Annotated in this window: 13 protein-coding genes; 5 read left to right on the forward strand and 8 right to left on the reverse strand. The window is 66.2% G+C overall.

Features of this window, described 5'->3' with window-relative positions; all coding sequences use genetic code 11:
• Positions 1-17: 17 nt before the first annotated feature.
• Positions 18-2330 (reverse strand): TonB-dependent receptor, encoded by a 2313-nt coding sequence (locus G3574_RS09015; protein ID WP_163962190.1) that lies wholly within the window; start codon positions 2328-2330, stop codon positions 18-20.
• A 203-nt stretch (positions 2331-2533) separates the two neighbouring features.
• Positions 2534-2932 (reverse strand): DUF2946 domain-containing protein, encoded by a 399-nt coding sequence (locus G3574_RS09020; RefSeq protein WP_163962192.1) that lies wholly within the window; start codon positions 2930-2932, stop codon positions 2534-2536.
• A gap of 294 nt (positions 2933-3226) precedes the next feature.
• Between G3574_RS09020 and G3574_RS09025 the strand changes: the two genes are divergently transcribed.
• Both G3574_RS09025 and G3574_RS09030 read left to right on the forward strand, forming a co-directional pair.
• The gene (locus tag G3574_RS09025) at positions 3227-5083 is read left to right on the forward strand and encodes a hypothetical protein (RefSeq protein WP_163962194.1); all 1857 of its coding nucleotides are present in this window, start codon (positions 3227-3229) and stop codon (positions 5081-5083) included.
• Between the two features lie 156 nt (positions 5084-5239).
• Positions 5240-5446 carry a heavy-metal-associated domain-containing protein gene (locus tag G3574_RS09030; RefSeq protein WP_163962196.1) on the forward strand — a complete coding sequence of 69 codons (207 nt, stop codon included), beginning with the start codon at positions 5240-5242 and terminating at the stop codon, positions 5444-5446.
• Here G3574_RS09030 and cueR read toward each other — a convergent pair.
• The 3 genes from cueR to G3574_RS09045 all read right to left on the reverse strand — a co-directional run bounded on the left by cueR (position 5439) and on the right by G3574_RS09045 (position 9342).
• On the reverse strand, positions 5439-5843 hold the full coding sequence (gene cueR / locus G3574_RS09035; RefSeq protein ID WP_163962198.1) for a Cu(I)-responsive transcriptional regulator: 405 nt from the start codon (positions 5841-5843) through the stop codon (positions 5439-5441). The two genes, G3574_RS09030 and cueR, sit on opposite strands and share 8 nt — an antisense overlap.
• Positions 5840-8329 carry a heavy metal translocating P-type ATPase gene (locus G3574_RS09040; RefSeq protein ID WP_163962200.1) on the reverse strand — a complete coding sequence of 830 codons (2490 nt, stop codon included), beginning with the start codon at positions 8327-8329 and terminating at the stop codon, positions 5840-5842. The genes cueR and G3574_RS09040 overlap by 4 nt, the downstream gene beginning before the upstream one ends.
• An 86-nt stretch (positions 8330-8415) precedes the next feature.
• Positions 8416-9342 (reverse strand): NAD-dependent epimerase/dehydratase family protein, encoded by a 927-nt coding sequence (locus G3574_RS09045; RefSeq protein ID WP_163962233.1) that lies wholly within the window; start codon positions 9340-9342, stop codon positions 8416-8418.
• Positions 9343-9354: 12 nt separating this feature from the next.
• Here G3574_RS09045 and G3574_RS09050 point away from each other — a divergent pair, with 12 nt between their 5' ends.
• The 3 genes from G3574_RS09050 (at position 9355) to G3574_RS09060 (ending at position 12294) form a co-directional block, all read left to right on the forward strand.
• Positions 9355-10416, forward strand: coding sequence for a CDP-6-deoxy-delta-3,4-glucoseen reductase (locus tag G3574_RS09050; RefSeq protein WP_163962202.1), 1062 nt, complete (start codon positions 9355-9357; stop codon positions 10414-10416).
• Positions 10417-10661: 245 nt separating this feature from the next.
• Positions 10662-11867: an acetylornithine transaminase gene (locus G3574_RS09055; protein ID WP_163962204.1), complete on the forward strand. Its 1206-nt coding sequence runs from the start codon at positions 10662-10664 to the stop codon at positions 11865-11867.
• A 4-nt stretch (positions 11868-11871) separates the two neighbouring features.
• Positions 11872-12294: a GNAT family N-acetyltransferase gene (locus G3574_RS09060; RefSeq protein WP_163962206.1), complete on the forward strand. Its 423-nt coding sequence runs from the start codon at positions 11872-11874 to the stop codon at positions 12292-12294.
• A 1046-nt stretch (positions 12295-13340) separates the two neighbouring features.
• Here G3574_RS09060 and lpdA read toward each other — a convergent pair.
• The 3 genes from lpdA to G3574_RS09075 all read right to left on the reverse strand — a co-directional run.
• On the reverse strand, positions 13341-15158 hold the full coding sequence (gene lpdA / locus G3574_RS09065; protein ID WP_163962208.1) for a dihydrolipoyl dehydrogenase: 1818 nt from the start codon (positions 15156-15158) through the stop codon (positions 13341-13343).
• Between the two features lie 67 nt (positions 15159-15225).
• Positions 15226-15798, reverse strand: coding sequence for an Ntn hydrolase family protein (locus G3574_RS09070; RefSeq protein ID WP_163962210.1), 573 nt, complete (start codon positions 15796-15798; stop codon positions 15226-15228).
• A gap of 116 nt (positions 15799-15914) precedes the next feature.
• The coding region (locus G3574_RS09075; protein ID WP_205609720.1) for a 2-oxo acid dehydrogenase subunit E2 at positions 15915-16926 on the reverse strand (1012 nt) is incomplete at its 5' end.

Genomic DNA, 16926 nt, shown 5'->3' on the forward strand with positions numbered 1-16926 from the left:
CGCGAAGGCGGGGGCCCTCACCGCAAGTCATACCGCAACTCCGCGCTGAACGTCCGCTGCGGATACGGATGAAACGCCCAGTAGCGTTCATCGTTCACGTTATCGATGCCGAACGCCACGCTCCAGCGCCTGTCGACCTGGTAGCGCGTGCGCACGTCCGCGACGAAGAACCGCGAGAAGCCGAGGTAGCTGAAACCGTTGGTGTCGCTGTTGTCGAGCTGGCCGTACTGCGTGCCGCTGTAGCGCATGCCGAGGGAATGGGTCCAGCGCGCGTCGGGCCGGTAAGTTGCCACCGCGGAGGCGCGCCATTGCGGCACGCGCGGCTGGCGCTTGCCGACGCTGGCGGGGAACGCGTCGTTTTCGGTGATGATGGAGTCGGCATAGGTGAGGTTCGCCGCGACCTGCAATCCCTTGACGAGCACGTCGGCGCGCTGCCAGGCGAGTTCGAGGCCGTTGGTGCGGATCGCACCGACGTTCTGCACCGTCGACACCGTGGCGGTCAGCGGTTGCGAATACAAGGCATCGCGCGTGCGTTCCAGGAAGAGCGTGGCGCGGAACATGCCTGCATCAGTCACTTTCTCTGCGCTCAGCTCGGCGGTCCAGGAACGTTCCGGTTTCAGGCCGGGATCGGTGTTGATGATGTCGTTGCCGTTCACGGTGCCCTGGTAGAGCTCGCCCACGGTCGGCATGCGCACCGCGCGTCCGAGCGAGGCCTTGAGGGTCCAGTCGGTGCCGATCGCGCGTGACACCGCGGCCTTCGGGGAAAAGCTGCGCTCGCTGCGATCGGCGCCGAACGGAAGGATGCGCGCCGCGTTGCCGATCTCGCCGCCCCAGGCCTGCCATTGCTCGTAGCGGCCGCCCAGCGTCGCCTTCCAGTCCGGCGCGAAGCGCCAGGTGTCCTGCGCGTAGAGGCTTTGCAAGCGGGTATTGCCGTTGAAGGCGGAGAAGCGGCTGCCGGCGTCGCCGGCGAGCCAGTCGGCGGTGTTGCTGACCAGGGTGCGCAGGCGGAAGCTGTCCTGCTGGATGCCGAAGTCGATGCCATGGTCGCCGGTGCGGCTGTCGCTACCGGTCGGCCGCCAGACGCCGCGCAGGCTGATGGTGTTCCAGCCGGTGCCGTGCATGTCGGTGTTGCGTCCCGCGCCGCCGCCGAAGGCCGCCGGCAGGGTGGCGGTCGGCGCGCGGGCGATGTCGCGGCCGTATTCGTACAGGCTGGCCGCGACTTCCCAGTCGAAGGTGCCGCGCGTATTGCTCTTGACCGACAGGCCGTGCATGGTGTGTTCGAGGTCGTTGGCGGCGGGCGCGAATGCCAGCGTCGGCGCATCGAGGTTGTATTGCCTGCCATTGATGACGACGTTGCCGGCATAGACCGGATTGCCGGCGGCATCGCGCAGGTAGGTTTCCACGCCGGCCTTCGTGTCGTTGCGCCAGATGCCGAGGACATAGCTGGCGCGGACATCCCGGCTCAGGTCATAGGCAAGCTTGAGCTTGGCCTGGTCCTGCGCCGAACGGTAGCGCGTGGTGGTGCCGAGGATCAGCCAGTCCTGTTCCCGGTTGTTGCGGCCGGCGACCGCCCCGCTTGCTACCGGCGTGCCGGGCGTCGGCGCAGCGCCCTCGGAGAGCATGCGCGTGGCAAGCACCAGCGGCTGTCCGTCGCTGTCCAGGTGGCTGGCCGAAAGCCACCATGCGAGCGGACCCTGCCGGTCGCCGACGGAAACGCTCGCCTGCCTGGCGCCGTCGCGCTCGCCGGTGCGGTAAAGATCGAATTGCTGGGTAGCGTATCCCAGCCGCGCGTGCGCTTCGAACCTGTCCGGCATGCGGGTGAGGTAATCCACCACCGCGCCGGCGGCATTGCCCGGATAGGCGGCGGAAAATGGCCCGTAGAGCACGTCGACGCGCTCGATTTCTTCCGGCGCCACCATGCCCCAGCGCGGCGTGAATGCCGCGCCGTTGCCAAGCAGGTTCGACAGCAGGATGCCATCGGCGTAGACCAGCGAGCGCGCGCTGTTGCCGGTGCCGGAGGCGCGCGTGGAGAGCACCGCATGATTGAAGTCGCCGATGTAGCGCTTGCGTACCAGCAGGCTCGGCAGGTACTTGAGCGCGTCCTCGCTGTCGGAGGCATTGATGGTGGCCTCGATGTCGGCGGCGGAGATGCCTTCGATGGTAGTCGGGATCTGCTTGGGCAGCGAGGTCGGCCGGCCGCCGCGCACCATGACGCTGGGAAGGCTGCCGTCGCCTCCCCGCGCGTCGCCGGCAATGATTTCCTGCGCGTGAAGCGGCGCGCACAACAGGGACAGGGATGCCGCGTACAGGCAGCGTGCGTGAATCGTCATGTTTATCGTTCGAGAACGTGAAGCCGGCGTGGCCGACTTCGGAATTCGGATGTCGATGCAACCGCCAGGACGGATGGCAGGCGCGGCGCAATCGCCGGGGCGGCAGATTGGTTGGCGCGGCAAGCCCGGTTCACCCGGATGTGACAGTCATCGTGCGAGAGTGATGCGCCGGGATTGACCGGCATCAAGCATGAATGCGAGCGTCATGCGGCGGGCGGCGCGCGCGAGCGTGCTGACGCCCAGATGAAGAGGGAGCGCGGGGCGGCGTAGAACAGCGGCGGACGCTCGGCGGCGAATGCCGCGAGAGGAAGCGGGACGATGCACGGCGCGGACGGGCCAAGATCCACGCCGTGAAGGGAGCAGAGTAGGCAGTGATCGGCATGCGCCATCGGCAAGCCTGGTGACGATGGCAAGGAAGGCGATTTCCCGGATGAAGCCGGCGACGTCACGGAACAGATGTCGGAAAACGCCGGCGCGCCGGACTTTCCCTGCCCGGTGGCGTGGGACAGCGCAGGCATGAGCGAGGCGAACAGCATCGCGCACAGCGCCAGCCATGCGGCGCAGTGCTGGACGAAACGGCGGAGTCGCGCAGGCTTGAACATGGCGCGATTCTAACATGTCGTTTCGCCATGATTTCCTTCCTTGCGCATTTCGATACCGCGCATGAAAACGCTTGCGTCGCGACAAGACTCATGAACGGACCCGTTCGATGTGTTGAGACGTCGCAACAAGATTCCGGCACGACTTTTTATATTGACATTGCCTTGGACGAGGACCTTCGGCCGCGACCCGCGATGACAGCACCAGCAGGCATGCGCGAGGCGCATCCCTGTTGACCGGTGGCCGGTTCGTCCATGAACAACGTGCTCGTTCACTGATGGAGACTTGAAATGCTCATGCAGAAAAAAACCTTGATTTCCCTGGCCGTCGCCCTGCTCGTCGCCGCTTGCGGCGGTGGCGGTTCCGACTCGCCGTCGCAGCCGACGGCAGGCGCCGGCGACACCAGCACCGGCACCGGCACTGGCACCGGTACAGGCACTGGAACCGGAACCGGTACGGGTACCGGCAGCACCGGCACCGGCACCGGCACCGGAACTGGCACGGGTACCGGTACCGGAACAACCGCCGCCTCGACCACCACCGGCCGCGTCGTCGATGGCTACATCAGCAACGCCGTGGTGTTCTGCGACGCCAACGGCAACGGCCAGCGCGACGCCGGCGAAGCAACCGCAGTGACCGGCGCGCAAGGCGAGTTCACCTTCGCCGCGGCCTGCACCGGCACCATCGTCGCCATGGGCGGCAATGACAGCAGCACCACCCTGCCTTTCCGCGGCATGCTCAAGGCACCGGCCGGCAGCACCGTCGTCAGCCCGGCAACGACGCTTCTGGTAGGCAGCTCGCTGACCGCCGCCGCCGCCGCCACGAGCCTCGGCCTTCCCGGCACAACCAACCTGACCACGCTGGACGTCGGCGCGCGCAGTGCTGCCGGCGCGCCGACCAACGCCGACGCCCTCAAGCGCACCGTTGCGGTCAACCAGGTCGTGCAGCAGATCGCCGACACGATCAGCGCGCTGACCGGCATCGGCACCCAGCAGCAGGCCCGCGCAATCTACGCCGAGACCGCGAAGGCGGCAGGCAGCGTGCTCAACGGCAGCGCCAGCACCGCCCTCATCGGCAGCACCGGCGCCGTCAGCACGCCCCTGGTGACGTCGATCGTCACGCAGGCCATCGCCAACGTCGCCGCTTCCACCGATGCCAGCCTGAGCGTCACCAAGACCGGCGCGGCCCTGCTGAAGCCGGCCAACGTGTCGGCCCTGGTCGCCCCGGCGATCGCCGCCGAAGCGCAGACCCTGGCCAGCGCCGATTACTCCGACGCGCTGGCGCGCACCTGGGCCAGCGACACCACCGTCGCGGACCTCGCGGTGCAAGCCCTGCCCTTGCTGATCTCTTCCAACACGCTGATCAACCTCGGCAATGCAGGAACCTCGCTGGCCCAGGTCGCCACCGCCGCGACCACCGGCAAGGCCGCCGCGATCGCCAAGTACACGCAGGACATCGACGTGCAGGGCACGGCGGCCGGCGTATCGGTCGGCGTGGAGCCGAGCATCGTCAACCAGCCGTCGAACTACTTCGACGTGGTCGCGAACGTGGTGCAGATCAACGGCAATTCCGGCTACGACCTGCCGTCGCTGGCCGGCAACCAGATCACCTTCAACGGCGCCACGCCGAACAGCATCGACACCGTGGGCGTGGAAGTCGACCCGAACGGCGTGAAGCCGGCCACCGGCTCCAAGACGATTCCGGTCAGCATCGCCTTCGAGCTGACTTCGCCCGCGGCCAACGGCCAGTCGATCCAGATCGTGCTCGACCAGGCCAACCTCGCGGTCGATGCCAACAACCAGGTCACTGCGTCCGTCCCGGCAGGCGCGAAGGTCCTGGTCTATGGCAGGAACAGCGCCGGCACGGCCGCGAACGTCACGCTGCCGAGCATCCCCGCCAACCTGCTGACGGTCACCAACAACGTGGTGAACTTCAACACCGGCGCGGTGCTCAACGCCGCAGCAGCGGCCAACGGCGCGGTCTTCACGCCGTTGCAGGGCATCAAGGGCAGCCTGGTGTTCAAGTACGTGATCTCCAACGTCACCATGCGCGCGGGCGGCGCTCCGGTGGGCAACGTCGTGGTGCAGCTGAATGGCACGGACCAGCCGGTGGTGAGCGGCAACGGCTTCCAGGGCACGCTGACCATCCAGTAATTCCCGCACCCGGGTGCATCAAGGAAAGGGCGGCCCCGTGGCCGCCCTTTTTGTTTTTGGCTCATCGCCCTCGGTTCGCGCTTGACCTTCCCACGCTGGAATGCTTTAGCATCCTTCCTGTCAGACTGACATTCCCAACGAACACAGGAGCACAGCATGATCGAACTTCAAGTCAGCGGCATGAGCTGCAGCCATTGCGTCAACGCGGTGACGAAATCCGTGCAGGAGGTGGACCATGATGCCACCGTCGACGTGGACCTGTCCCAGCAGAAAGTCACGGTGCAGACGTCCGCCCCGGTCGAGCGCATCGCCTCGGCGGTGGAAGAAGCCGGTTATCCGGTGAGGTCGAGCCACGTCATGTAGAACCCTCGCAACAATCGGCCAGGCCCTGCAGGATGGGGCAGTCCGGCCGGTTGTCGCCGGCGCAGGCATGCGAGAGATGCACGAGGGTATCGCGCATCTCCGTCATTTCACGGATGCGCTGGTCGAGCTCATCGATATGCCGCGCGGCGATGTGCTTCACGTCGGCGCTCGCGCGCTGCGGATCCTGCCACAGCGACAGCAGGCCTGCGATCTGCTCCAGCGAAAATCCCAGCGATCGCGCGCGCTTGATGAAGCGAAGCGTGTGCACGTCCTTCTCGCCGTACACGCGGTAGCCGGCGTCCGTGCGCTTGCCCGCACGGATCAGGTTGATGCTCTCGTAGTAGCGAATCATTTTCGCGGTGACGCCCGAGGCGTTCGCCGCCTGTCCGATGTTCATGTCGTCCTCCCGGGTTTCCAGCGCGTGAGCAGCAGCGCGTTGCTGATCACGCTGACCGAACTGAATGCCATCGCCGCGCCGGCGATCACCGGATTGAGCAGGCCCAGCGCGGCCAGCGGAATGCCGATGAGGTTGTAGAAAAACGCCCAGAACAGGTTCTGGCGGATCTTGGCGTAGGTGCGCCGCGAGATGTCGATCGCCTGCGCCACCAGCGCCGGATCGCCGCGCATGAGCGTGATGCCGGCGGCCTGCATGGCGACGTCCGTGCCGGTCGCCATCGCGATGCCGACATCGGCTTCCGCCAGCGCCGGCGCGTCGTTGATGCCATCGCCCACCATCGCCACGCGGCCGTGCGCCTGCTTCAAACGCTTGAGATGCGCGGCCTTGTCCGCGGGCAGCACCTCGGCGATCACTTCGGCGATGCCGAGCGCTTCACCCACGGCGCGCGCGCTGCCGGCATTGTCGCCGGTCAGCAGCACGGTGCGGATGCCGAGCGCATGCAGGTCGCCGACGGCCCGCGACGCCGACGCCTTGATGCGGTCGCCGAAGGCCAGCATGCCGCCCAGCCGCGCCCTGCCCTTGCCTGCTTCGTCATCCAGGCAAGCCAGCCAGGAAATGGTGTGGCCTTGTTTTTCCAGGGCGGCTGCTTCCGCCGCCAGCGGCCCGGTGTCGACGCCCAGTTCCTGCATCAGCCGGGTGCTGCCAAGGCGGTAATCCTTGCCGTCGACGCGCCCGCCGATGCCGCGCCCCGGCAAGGCGGACACGGCGCTGGCCGGCACGGGCGCGATGCCTTCCTCCGACGCCGCCGCGATGACGGCGCGCGCCAGGGGATGCTCGCTGTTCTGCTGGAGCGAGGCCGCGACGCGCAGGAAGGCGGCGCGATCCGGAAACGACGAAGCATGCGGCAGCGCCTGCACCAGCGCCGGCTTGCCTTCGGTGAGGGTACCCGTCTTGTCGAACACGACCGCCTTGACGGCATGCGCGGTCTCGAGCGCCTGCGCGTCCTTGATGAGGATGCCGTGGCGCGCGCCGACGCCGGTGCCCGCCATGATCGCGGTCGGCGTCGCCAGCCCGAGCGCGCAGGGGCAGGCGATCACCAATACGGCGACCGCGTGGATGATGGCCTGTTCCGTGCCGGCGCCCGACAGCCACCAGGCAAGCAGTGTCACCAAGGCGATGACCAGCACCACCGGCACGAACACCGCGCTTACCTGGTCGACCAGGCGCTGTATCGGCGCCTTCGCGGCCTGCGCGCTTTCCACGAGGCGGATGATGCGCGACAAGGTCGTCTCGGCGCCGATCGCGGTGGTCCGCACCACCAGCAAGCCTTCCGCATTGATGGCGCCGCCGGTGACCTTGTCGTTCACCTGGCGCGCGACCGGCAGGCTTTCGCCGGTGACCATCGATTCATCGACATGGCTCGCGCCCTCGGCAACGATGCCGTCGACGGCAATGCGTTCGCCCGGCCGCACGACCACCATGTCGCCGACCGCGATGCTGGAGATGGCGACGTCCTGCTCGCGGCCGTCGCGGCGCACGCGCGCCACCGCGGGCTGCAGGGCTTGCAGCGCCCGGATGGCGGATGCCGTCCTGCGCTTGGCGCGGCTTTCCAGCCATTTGCCCAGCAGCACCAGGGTGATGACCACGGCGGCCGCCTCGAAATACAGGTGATGTCCTTCGTCGCCCAGCCAGGCGAGCTGGTACAGGCTGAGGCCGTAGGCGGCCGAAGTGCCGAGCGCCACCAGCAGGTCCATGTTGCCGGTGCGGGCCTTGAGCGCCTTCCATCCGGCGCGGTAGAAACGCGCGCCGAGCCAGAACTGCACCGGCGTGGCGAGCGCCAATTGCGCCCATCCCGGCAGCATCCAGTGTGTGCCCGCGAGGGCGAGCAGCATCGGCGCGAGCAGGGGCAGCGACAAGGCGGCGGCCAGCAGCACCCGCAGCAACTCCGGATCCCGGGCCGGAACCGCCTGCCCTCCCCCCTCCGCCGCCTGGGGCGCGGACAGGTGCGGACTTGCCGCATAGCCAGCCTTTTCCACCGCGGCGGCGAGCTGTCCCGCGGACAGGCCGGCGGCATGACGGATGTGGGCGGTTTCGGTCGCCAGGTTGACGGTCGCCTCGGTTACGCCGTCCACCTTGCGCAGTGCCTTTTCCACGCGGTTGACGCAGGAAGCGCAGGTCATGCCCTGGATGTCGAGATCGGTTTCCGCGACCGCGATGCCATAGCCGGCCTTTTCGACGGCCGCGCTCAGGTCGCCGAACCCGGTCGGCGGCGCGGCGATCACGGTGGCGCGCTCGGTAGCGAGGTTGACGTCGGCGCGGGAAACGCCGGGCAAGGCCCGCAAGGCTTTTTCGACGCGATTGACGCAGGAGGCCCAGGTCATGCCCTCGATGCCGAACTGGAACTCTTGCCCGGTGCCCGGCTCGACATGGCTCGCTGCCGGGGCATGCGGCGAGGAAACGATGGTGTTGGCTGGCGTGGTGCTCATGACGAGATGTCCTGGAGAACTGGCGACGTGCCGTTGAATGTTCGACCAGTATTCACCTTACCATGATGGGAAGGTCAAGCGTATTTTCAAGTTTCCTGGACGGCCGGATCCTGCGCGCAATGGGCGCGCAGGAAGTCGCCGACCTCGGGATAGGCCAGCTTCACCCCAAGCTCGGACTTGATGCGGTCGTTCGTCAGCTTGCGCGATTCCGACATGAACGAGAGCAACATCGGCGACACCGCCTGCGCGAGCTCCGACCGGCCCAGGCGCGGCGGCCGCGGCAGGCGGAAGGCATCGGCTACCGCGTCGAAGTAAGCGCCCATCGTCATCCGGGTGTCGTCGCAGGCGTGGTAGACGCGGTTCGGCGCGGCGCGGAACAGGGCTGCGGCGATGATGCGCGCCAGGTCGTCGGCATGGATGTGGTTGGTGTAGACGTCGTCTTCCGGCCGCAGGGCGGGCGTGCCCTTGCGCAGCCGTTCCAGCGGCAGGCGGTCGGTGGCGTAGATGCCGGGCACGCGCAGGATGGAGAGGCGCGCACCGGTCCGCCGCGCCCAGCGCCGCAGCCATGCTTCAGCATCGACGCGCCGCGCCGCGCGGGCGTTCCGCGGACGCACCGGCCGGGTTTCGGGAACCACTTCGCCGCCGCAATCGCCATATACCCCGGTGGTGCTGACATAAACCAGCGTCGTCCGCTCAGGTAGAATGGCGGTCAAATTTCTGGTTCTGCGGTCCATCGGCCGATCGCCTTGCGGCGGCGCGAGGTGGATCACCGCGCGGGCAAGCCCCGCCAGGCGGGCCAAGGTTTCCGGCCGGTCGAGATCGGCCACGATGGGAACGGCCCCGGCGTCGCGCAACTCTTGCCGGCGCGCTTCCTGGCTGGTGACGGCGAACACGCGGAAGCGCGGCGTCACCAGCGGCAGGAGTCGCATGCCGACGTCGCCGCAGCCCAGGATCAGCAAGCGCGGCCTGCCGATTACCGGCGTTGCCGCGTTTTTTGTGTGCATGTTTTTCATCATCGGGATTGTATGACTTTCCAGGTAACAGTTCAGCCGAGCGGTCGGCAATTCGTCTGCGAGGACGGCGAAACAGTATTGGCGGCGGCCATGCGCGCGGGCGTCGGCCTGCCCTACGGTTGCAAGAACGGCGCATGCGGCAGTTGCAAGGGCAAGCTGCTCGAAGGCAAGGTGACCCATCGCGCCCACCAGGAGAAGGCGCTCACCGCGGCCGAGGAAGAAAAGGGCCTGTCGCTGTTCTGCTGCGCCAAGCCCGACACGGACATCGTGATCGAGGCGCGCGAGGTGCTGGGCGTCGGCGAATTCCCGATCAAGAAGCTGCCGACGCGCGTGGCGAAGATCGACCGAGTGGCCGACGACGTGGTCGTGATGTCGCTGCAGCTGCCGGCCAACGAACGCTTGCAATACAAGGCCGGACAGTACGTCGAGTTCCTGCTCAAGGATGGCAAGCGCCGCAGCTACAGCATGGCCAACGCGCCGCATCTCGACGAGCACCTCACCCTGCACATCCGCCACATGCCCGGCGGCGTGTTCACCGACCATGTGTTCAACAACATGAAGGAGCGCGACATCCTGCGCTTCGAAGGGCCGCTCGGCACCTTCTTCCTGCGCGAGGATTCCGAGAAGCCCATGGTGCTGCTGGCTTCCGGCACCGGCTTCGCGCCGATCAAGGCCATCATCGAGCAAGCCATCCACAAGAACAGCAAGCGTCCCATGGTGCTGTACTGGGGCGGCCGCCGGCCGAAGGACCTGTACATGCACGCCATGTGCGAGGAATGGACGCGCACCGTGCCGAACTTCCGTTACGTTCCGGTGGTGTCCGATGCCTTGCCGGAGGATGGCTGGACCGGCCGGACCGGCTTCGTGCACCGCGCCGTGATGGATGACCTGCCGGACCTGTCGGGCTACCAGGTCTATGCCTGCGGCGCGCCGGTGGTGGTGGACTCGGCGAAGAAGGACTTCGTGGAGGCCTGCGCCCTGCCGGAGGAAGAGTTCTACGCGGATTCCTTCACCTCGGAAGCAGACCTGGCGAAGACCGTGTCCGGCGACGTGGTGCAAGGCGTCGGCGGTTGACTCAGCCGGCGAGGCGCCGCGAAAAAACGCTTTGACGCACCGCGGAAAACGCCTTACACTTGGTCACCATGAATACCAAAGCCTCGACCTCCTTGCGACGCCGTTCCCTGCTGCCCCAGCCAGGGAAACCGTGCATGCCGTAAGCATTCGATGCTCACCAAGCCACAGGTTGCCCCTGTGGCTTTTTTTTTGCCGCCGTGTTTTGTCGTTGTCTCTTTCATCGTTGTCATCTTTAAGGAGTGGAAATGGAATTCAGCCGGTTCAATGTCGATACCCTCATGCAGATCACCAATCGTCCGTCGCTGGTCTTCACCGAGGGCCGAGGCATGTGGCTGACCGATCACCGGGGCAAGCGCTACCTCGACTACCTGCAGGGCTGGGCAGTGAACTGTCTCGGCCATTCGCCGCAGTGCATCGTCGATGCCGCCACCGAGCAGGTGAAGAAACTCATCAACCCGTCGCCGGCGTTCTATAACGCGCCCTCCATCGAGCTGGCCACCCTGCTCACTGACAATTCCTGCTTCGACCGCGTGTTCTTCGCCAACAGCGGCGCGGAAGCCAACGAAGGCGCGATCAAGCTGGCGCGCAAGTACGGCAAGGTCAACAAGAACGCCGCCGGCGAGAACCGCTACGAGATCATCACCTTCAACCACGGCTTCCATGGCCGCACGCTGGCCACCATGTCCGCCAGCGGCAAGGCAGGCTGGGACACGATGTTCGCGCCGCAGGTGCCGGGCTTTCCCAAGGCCGAGCTGAACGACATCGCCAGCGTCGAGAAACTGATCACCGACAAGACGGTGGCGGTGATGCTGGAGCCGGTGCAGGGCGAGAGCGGCGTCATCCCCGCCACACGCGAATTCATGCAGGCGCTGCGCACGCTGACCCGCGAGCGCAAGCTGCTGCTGATCGTGGACGAAGTGCAGGCCGGCATGGGCCGGACCGGCGAACTGTTCGCCTACCAGCTCTCCGGCATCGAGCCCGACATCATGACCCTCGGCAAGGGCATCGGCGGCGGCGTGCCGCTCGCGGCCCTGCTGGCGAAGCAGGAAGTGTCGCTGTTCGAAGCCGGCGAGCAGGGCGGCACCTACAACGGCAACCCGCTGACAACCGCGATCGGCGCTGCCATCCTCAAGGAACTGCTGAAGCCCGGCTTCCTGCAATCGGTCAAGGACCAGGGCGCCTATCTCCGCCAGCAACTGCTCCAGCTCTCGGAGAAGCATGGCCTCGATGGTGAACGCGGCGAGGGTTTGCTGCGCGCGCTCAAGCTGGGCCGCGACATCGGCCCGAAGATCGTCGAGATCGCGCGTGACCTCGAGCCGGCGGGCCTGCTGCTGAACTCGCCGCGTCCCGACCTGCTGCGCTTCATGCCCGCGCTGAACGTGACGAAGGAGGAAATCGACCAGATGATTTCCATGCTCTCCGGCGTCATCGCGCAGATCGACAAGGTCTGATGCCATGGGGATCATCGTTTCCGACGATCCGGCGCTGCTGGACATGCAGGTGATCCATGGTTTCTTGTCAGGAGAGTCGCACTGGGCGAAAGGCATTCCCTTTGACGTGGTGCGGCGCGCGATGGACAACTCGCTCTGCTTCGGCGCCTATGAGGAGGGCAGGCAGGTAGGCTTCGCCCGGGTCGTGACCGATCGTGCCACCTTCGGCTACCTGGCGGATGTGTTCGTGGTGGAGGCGCATCGCGGACGCGGGATTTCCCGCCTGCTCGTGGAAGCGGTGCTGGCGCATCGCGATCTGCAGGGGTTGAGGAGGTTTAACCTCGCGACGTCGTCTGCGGGCGGCTTGTATGCGAAGTATGGATGGGAGCCGTTGGCGAATCCGGGGATACACATGGAGAGGTATCGGGGGGATGCTTATTTGAGGTGAGATGGGGTGGTTGTTTGGTTGCTGGTTGCGGTGGGGGGTTGAGGATGGAGTTGGCGTTCGGGGCTGCCTTTATCGACAGGGGATGCTCCTATCATCCCCGCGTAGGCGGGGATCCCATTTCAACGGCGGTTGCGTACGTCTCTCCGGTGACCCGGTTGCGTCTCCCACTCCGTGGGGACTAGCCGGGGCTGGTCCCGGCGGCCCAGGTACTTTCTTTATCAGCAGACCCTAGGCGGGCCCTACGAAAGTACCCAAAGAAAGCTGCTTCAACACCCATTTGGGAGTTACTTCGAGTGACCTTGTTCGATGGGTTGAGGGGATGCCGTTCTCTGCCTGAGTAAGCGCCTGGAAGGCATTCGATGACTCGCCCTCCTGTCGCATCGGCATGACTCGGGTTTGTCCCGACGACGGGGAGCACGGTGCCGCAGACGAATCAGCACCTCCGTCCTTTCAAGCACCCTCCGCCCTGTCCCCTCCCTTTCAAGGGGAGGGCTAGGGTGGGGATGGGTTTCGGTCGCATGTAGAGAACAGTATTTATTTCGCTGTCGAATTCAAAGCTGTCCTTTGATCACGGCGGAAACCCATCCCCACCCCAACCCTCCCCTTGAAAGGGAGGGAGCTTGGTAGTCAGGGCGCGGTTGCGGTAGTCGTAGCGGTGATCGTAGTCGTAGCCATCGCATTCGCGGTCACGCGATGCCGAAGGCGAGCCCGCGTAGTCCCTTCTGACGTCGCCGAAAGGGAGGGCGGACGAGCGGGAAAGAGAAGCGTGGCTGTCTGAGCCGCAGGCGAGTTTCCACGCTTCCCGCTTGGCCGTCCTCCCTTTCGGGGACCCCGCAGGGGCGACGGCAGGGGTCGCTTTTCTTTGGTTCGTTTCGTGGGGCTCGCCTAGGGGGCGAGTCCAAAGAAATGAACTGGCCCGCCGGGGCCAGTCCCGGCAAGTCCCCACGGAGTGGGAGCCTAAACCGGTTCACCGGAGAAAAAACCGCAACACCTACGCGCAAATGACAGCCTCGGCCGGGGACGACCAAATCACCCCTCCCTCAACCTCACTTCCTCCGTACCGGCGGCAAATCCGTACACACCCCCTCGAACGCCTCCGCCGCCATCCCAATCGACTCACCCAGCGTCGGATGCGGGTGAATCGTCTTCCCGATATCCACCGCATCGGCTCCCATCTCGATGGCCAGCGCGATCTCGCCGATCATGTCGCCCGCATGCGTACCCACGATGCCGCCGCCGACGATACGATGCGTCTCGGCATCGAACAGCAGCTTGGTGAAGCCTTCGTCGCGTCCGTTGGCGACCGCGCGTCCGCTCGCCGCCCAGGGGAACAGGCCTTTCTCCAGCTTGATGCCCTTGGCCTTGGCTTCGTCCTCGGTGAGGCCGACCCAGGCCACTTCCGGATCGGTGTAGGCCACCGACGGAATCACGCGCGCGTCGAAGTAGGATTTCTCGCCCTGCGCCGCCTCGGCCGCGACGTGGGCCTCGTGCACCGCCTTGTGCGCCAGCATCGGCTGCCCGACGATGTCGCCGATGGCGAAGATGTGCGGCACGTTGGTGCGCATCTGCGCATCGACCGGGATGAAGCCGCGTTCGTTGACGGCGACGCCGGCCTTGTCGGCGGCGATCTTCCTGCCGTTGGGGCTGCGGCCCACCGCCACCAGCACCAGGTCGTAGAGCTGCGGCTCGGGCGCGGCAACGCCTTCCGCGGCGCTTTCGAAGCTCACCTTGATGCCTTCGGGCAGCGCTTCGACGCCGACCGTCTTGGTCTTGAGCATGATCTTGTCGAAGCGCTTCTCGTTGTACTTTTGCCAGACCTTGACAAGGTCGCGGTCGGCGCCCTGCATCAGGCCATCCATCATTTCGACGACGTCGATGCGCGCGCCGAGCGTGGAGTACACCGTCGCCATCTCGAGGCCGATGATGCCGCCGCCGATGACCAGCATGCGCTTGGGCACCTGGCGCAGTTCGAGTGCGCCGGTCGAATCGACGATGCGCGGATCCTGCGGCACGAAGGGCAGGTTCACCACGGCGGAGCCGGCCGCGATGATGGCTTTCTGGAACTGCACCGTCTTCTTGCTGCCGTCGGCGGCGGTGACTTCGAGGTGGTTGGGGCTGAGGAACTGGCCCACGCCCTGCACCACGTTGACCTTGCGCGACTTGGCCATCCCGGCCAGGCCGGTGGTCATCTTCTTGATGACCTTGTCCTTGTAGGCGCGCAGCTTGTCGATGTCGATTTCCGGCTTGGCGAAGGTCACGCCATGCGCGGCCATCATGGCGGTCTCGTCGATCACCGCGGCCACGTGCAGCAGCGCCTTGGATGGAATGCAGCCGACGTTGAGGCAGACGCCGCCGAGCGTGGCGTATTTTTCAACAAGCACCGTGTTCATGCCGAGGTCGGCGGACCGGAAGGCGGCGGAGTAGCCGCCGGGGCCGGCGCCGAGCACCAGCATGTCGCACTGGATGTCCGCGCCGCCGGAATAGGAAGCGGCCTGAGGCGCGGCCGCGGCCGGTGCGGGCGCGGGTGCTGCGCCGGCCGGCGTGGACGAGCCGTAGCCGGCGGGAGGATTGGCGGCGGCGGCCTTGGCCTCTGCACCGGACGCGGGTGCCGGCGCGGACGCGGCGCCATCCGCCTCGAGCATCAGCAGCAGGCTACCCTCGGACACCTTGTCGCCCAGCTTGACCTTGAGTTCCTTCACCACGCCGGCGTGGCTGGAGGGGATTTCCATGCTGGCCTTGTCGGACTCGACGGTGATCAGCGACTGGTCGACCGTGACCGTGTCGCCCGGCTTGACCAGCAATTCGATCACTTCCACTTCCTTGAAGTCGCCGATGTCGGGGACTTTCACTTCGGTCATGCTCATCTTCTTCTCCGTTTTCTCTCTGACCGGCGCCCTCTCCCGGCGGGGGAGGAGCATCGGCGGGGTCACTTCACTGGTTCTTCATCGGCACCGTGTAGATGCGGAACGGGCCCGATGTGCTCTTGTCGAATTCCGCGCCGGCCTGCACGCCGATCTCGGCGATCTCGCGGGCGCTGTGCTTGCCGTCGTACGCCGCGTACATCGCGCCGAGCGCGAAATTGCGGCCGCTGCCTATCCCCCAGAACCGGTCGAAGCTGAACACTTCGCGGTACGAGTACACGCCGAAGATGCCCTGCGGATTGGCGATCAGCGCGGTGATCTGCGATGACTCGTAGGGATCGTCTTCGTCTTCCTTGGTATTGAGGAAGTACTTGTCCTTCAGGATCTCGTGGACGCGGGAGAAGGTTTCGAACACCTCCTCGCGGCTGCCGAGCTTGCACTCCTCGCCCATCTGGGTCAGCAGCTTGCGCATCACGGGGAAGTGGGCGGCGGTGCCGGCCAGCGTGACCCAGGAATCGCAGACCTGGAAGATCTTTTCGTTGATCTCGTAGGCATGGGACAGGCGCGTGTCCCCGAAGGTGACGAGGGAATCCGAGGCGATCGCGACTTCGTTGTTCTTCTTGACGACAACGCAGGTGGTCATTGTTTTTCTCCGTCAGCAGGAAGGCGGCAGGCGGGTTCCGGCGAACGCGGGCGCCGCGCCCGTCCGGACAGGAAGCAATGCATCGCCTCCCTGCCCGTCCGGCGCCCGGCCTTCGCCTACAGCAGCGTCTTGCGCATGTCGCCCAGCACCTCGGCGAGATAGGCGGCGAAACGCGCGCCCATCGCGCCGTCGACCACGCGGTGGTCATAGGACAGCGACAGCGGCAGCATCAGGCGCGGGGCGAACTGCTTGCCGTCCCACACCGGCTTGATCGACGACTTCGACAAGCCGAGGATCGCCACTTCCGGCGCGTTGATGATGGGCGTGAATGCCGTGCCGCCGATGCCGCCGAGCGACGAGATGGTGAAGCTCGCGCCCTGCATGTCGGCGGGCTTGAGCTTGCCGTCGCGCGCCTGCGCCGACAGGTCGGTCATTTCCTTGGCGATCTGCGACACGCTCTTGGCATCGACGTTCTTGATCACCGGCACCACGAGGCCGTTCGGCGTGTCGGCGGCGAAGCCGATGTTGTAGAACTTCTTGAGAATGAGGTTCTCGCCCTTCTCGTCGAGCGAGGCGTTGAAGATGGGGAATTTCTTCAGTGCCGCCACGCTGGCCTTGATGACGAAGGCCAGCATCGTGAACTTCACGCCGGACTTGGCGAAGGCATCGTTGGAGTCCTTGCGGAACTGCTCGAGCTCGGTCACGTCCGCTTCATCGAATTGCGTGACGTGGGGAATCATGACCCAGTTGCGGTGCAGGTTCGGGCCGCTGATCTTCTTGATGCGCGACAGCGGCTGCAGCTCGGTCTCGCCGAACTTGGAGAAGTCGAGCGACGGCCATGGCAGCAGGTCCAGACCGCCGCCGCCCTTGGCAGCCGGCGCGGCGGCGGCCGGCGAAGCGGCCGCGCCGGACATGACCGATTTCACGAAGCCTTGCACGTCGGTGTGCAGGATGCGGCCTTTCGGACCGGACCCGCTCAGGCGTCCGAGATCCACGCCGAGCTCGCGCGCGAACTTACGCACCGAGGGCGAGGCATGCGCCTTGGCGCTCATGGCGGGAGCGGGCTCGAGCGCGGCGGTGGGCGACGGCTTCGGCGCGGGAGCGGCCGCCGCCGGGGCGGACGAGGTC

The sequence above is a fragment of the Noviherbaspirillum galbum genome, from assembly GCF_010974945.1.
GTDB lineage: Bacteria > Pseudomonadota > Gammaproteobacteria > Burkholderiales > Burkholderiaceae_D > Noviherbaspirillum > Noviherbaspirillum galbum.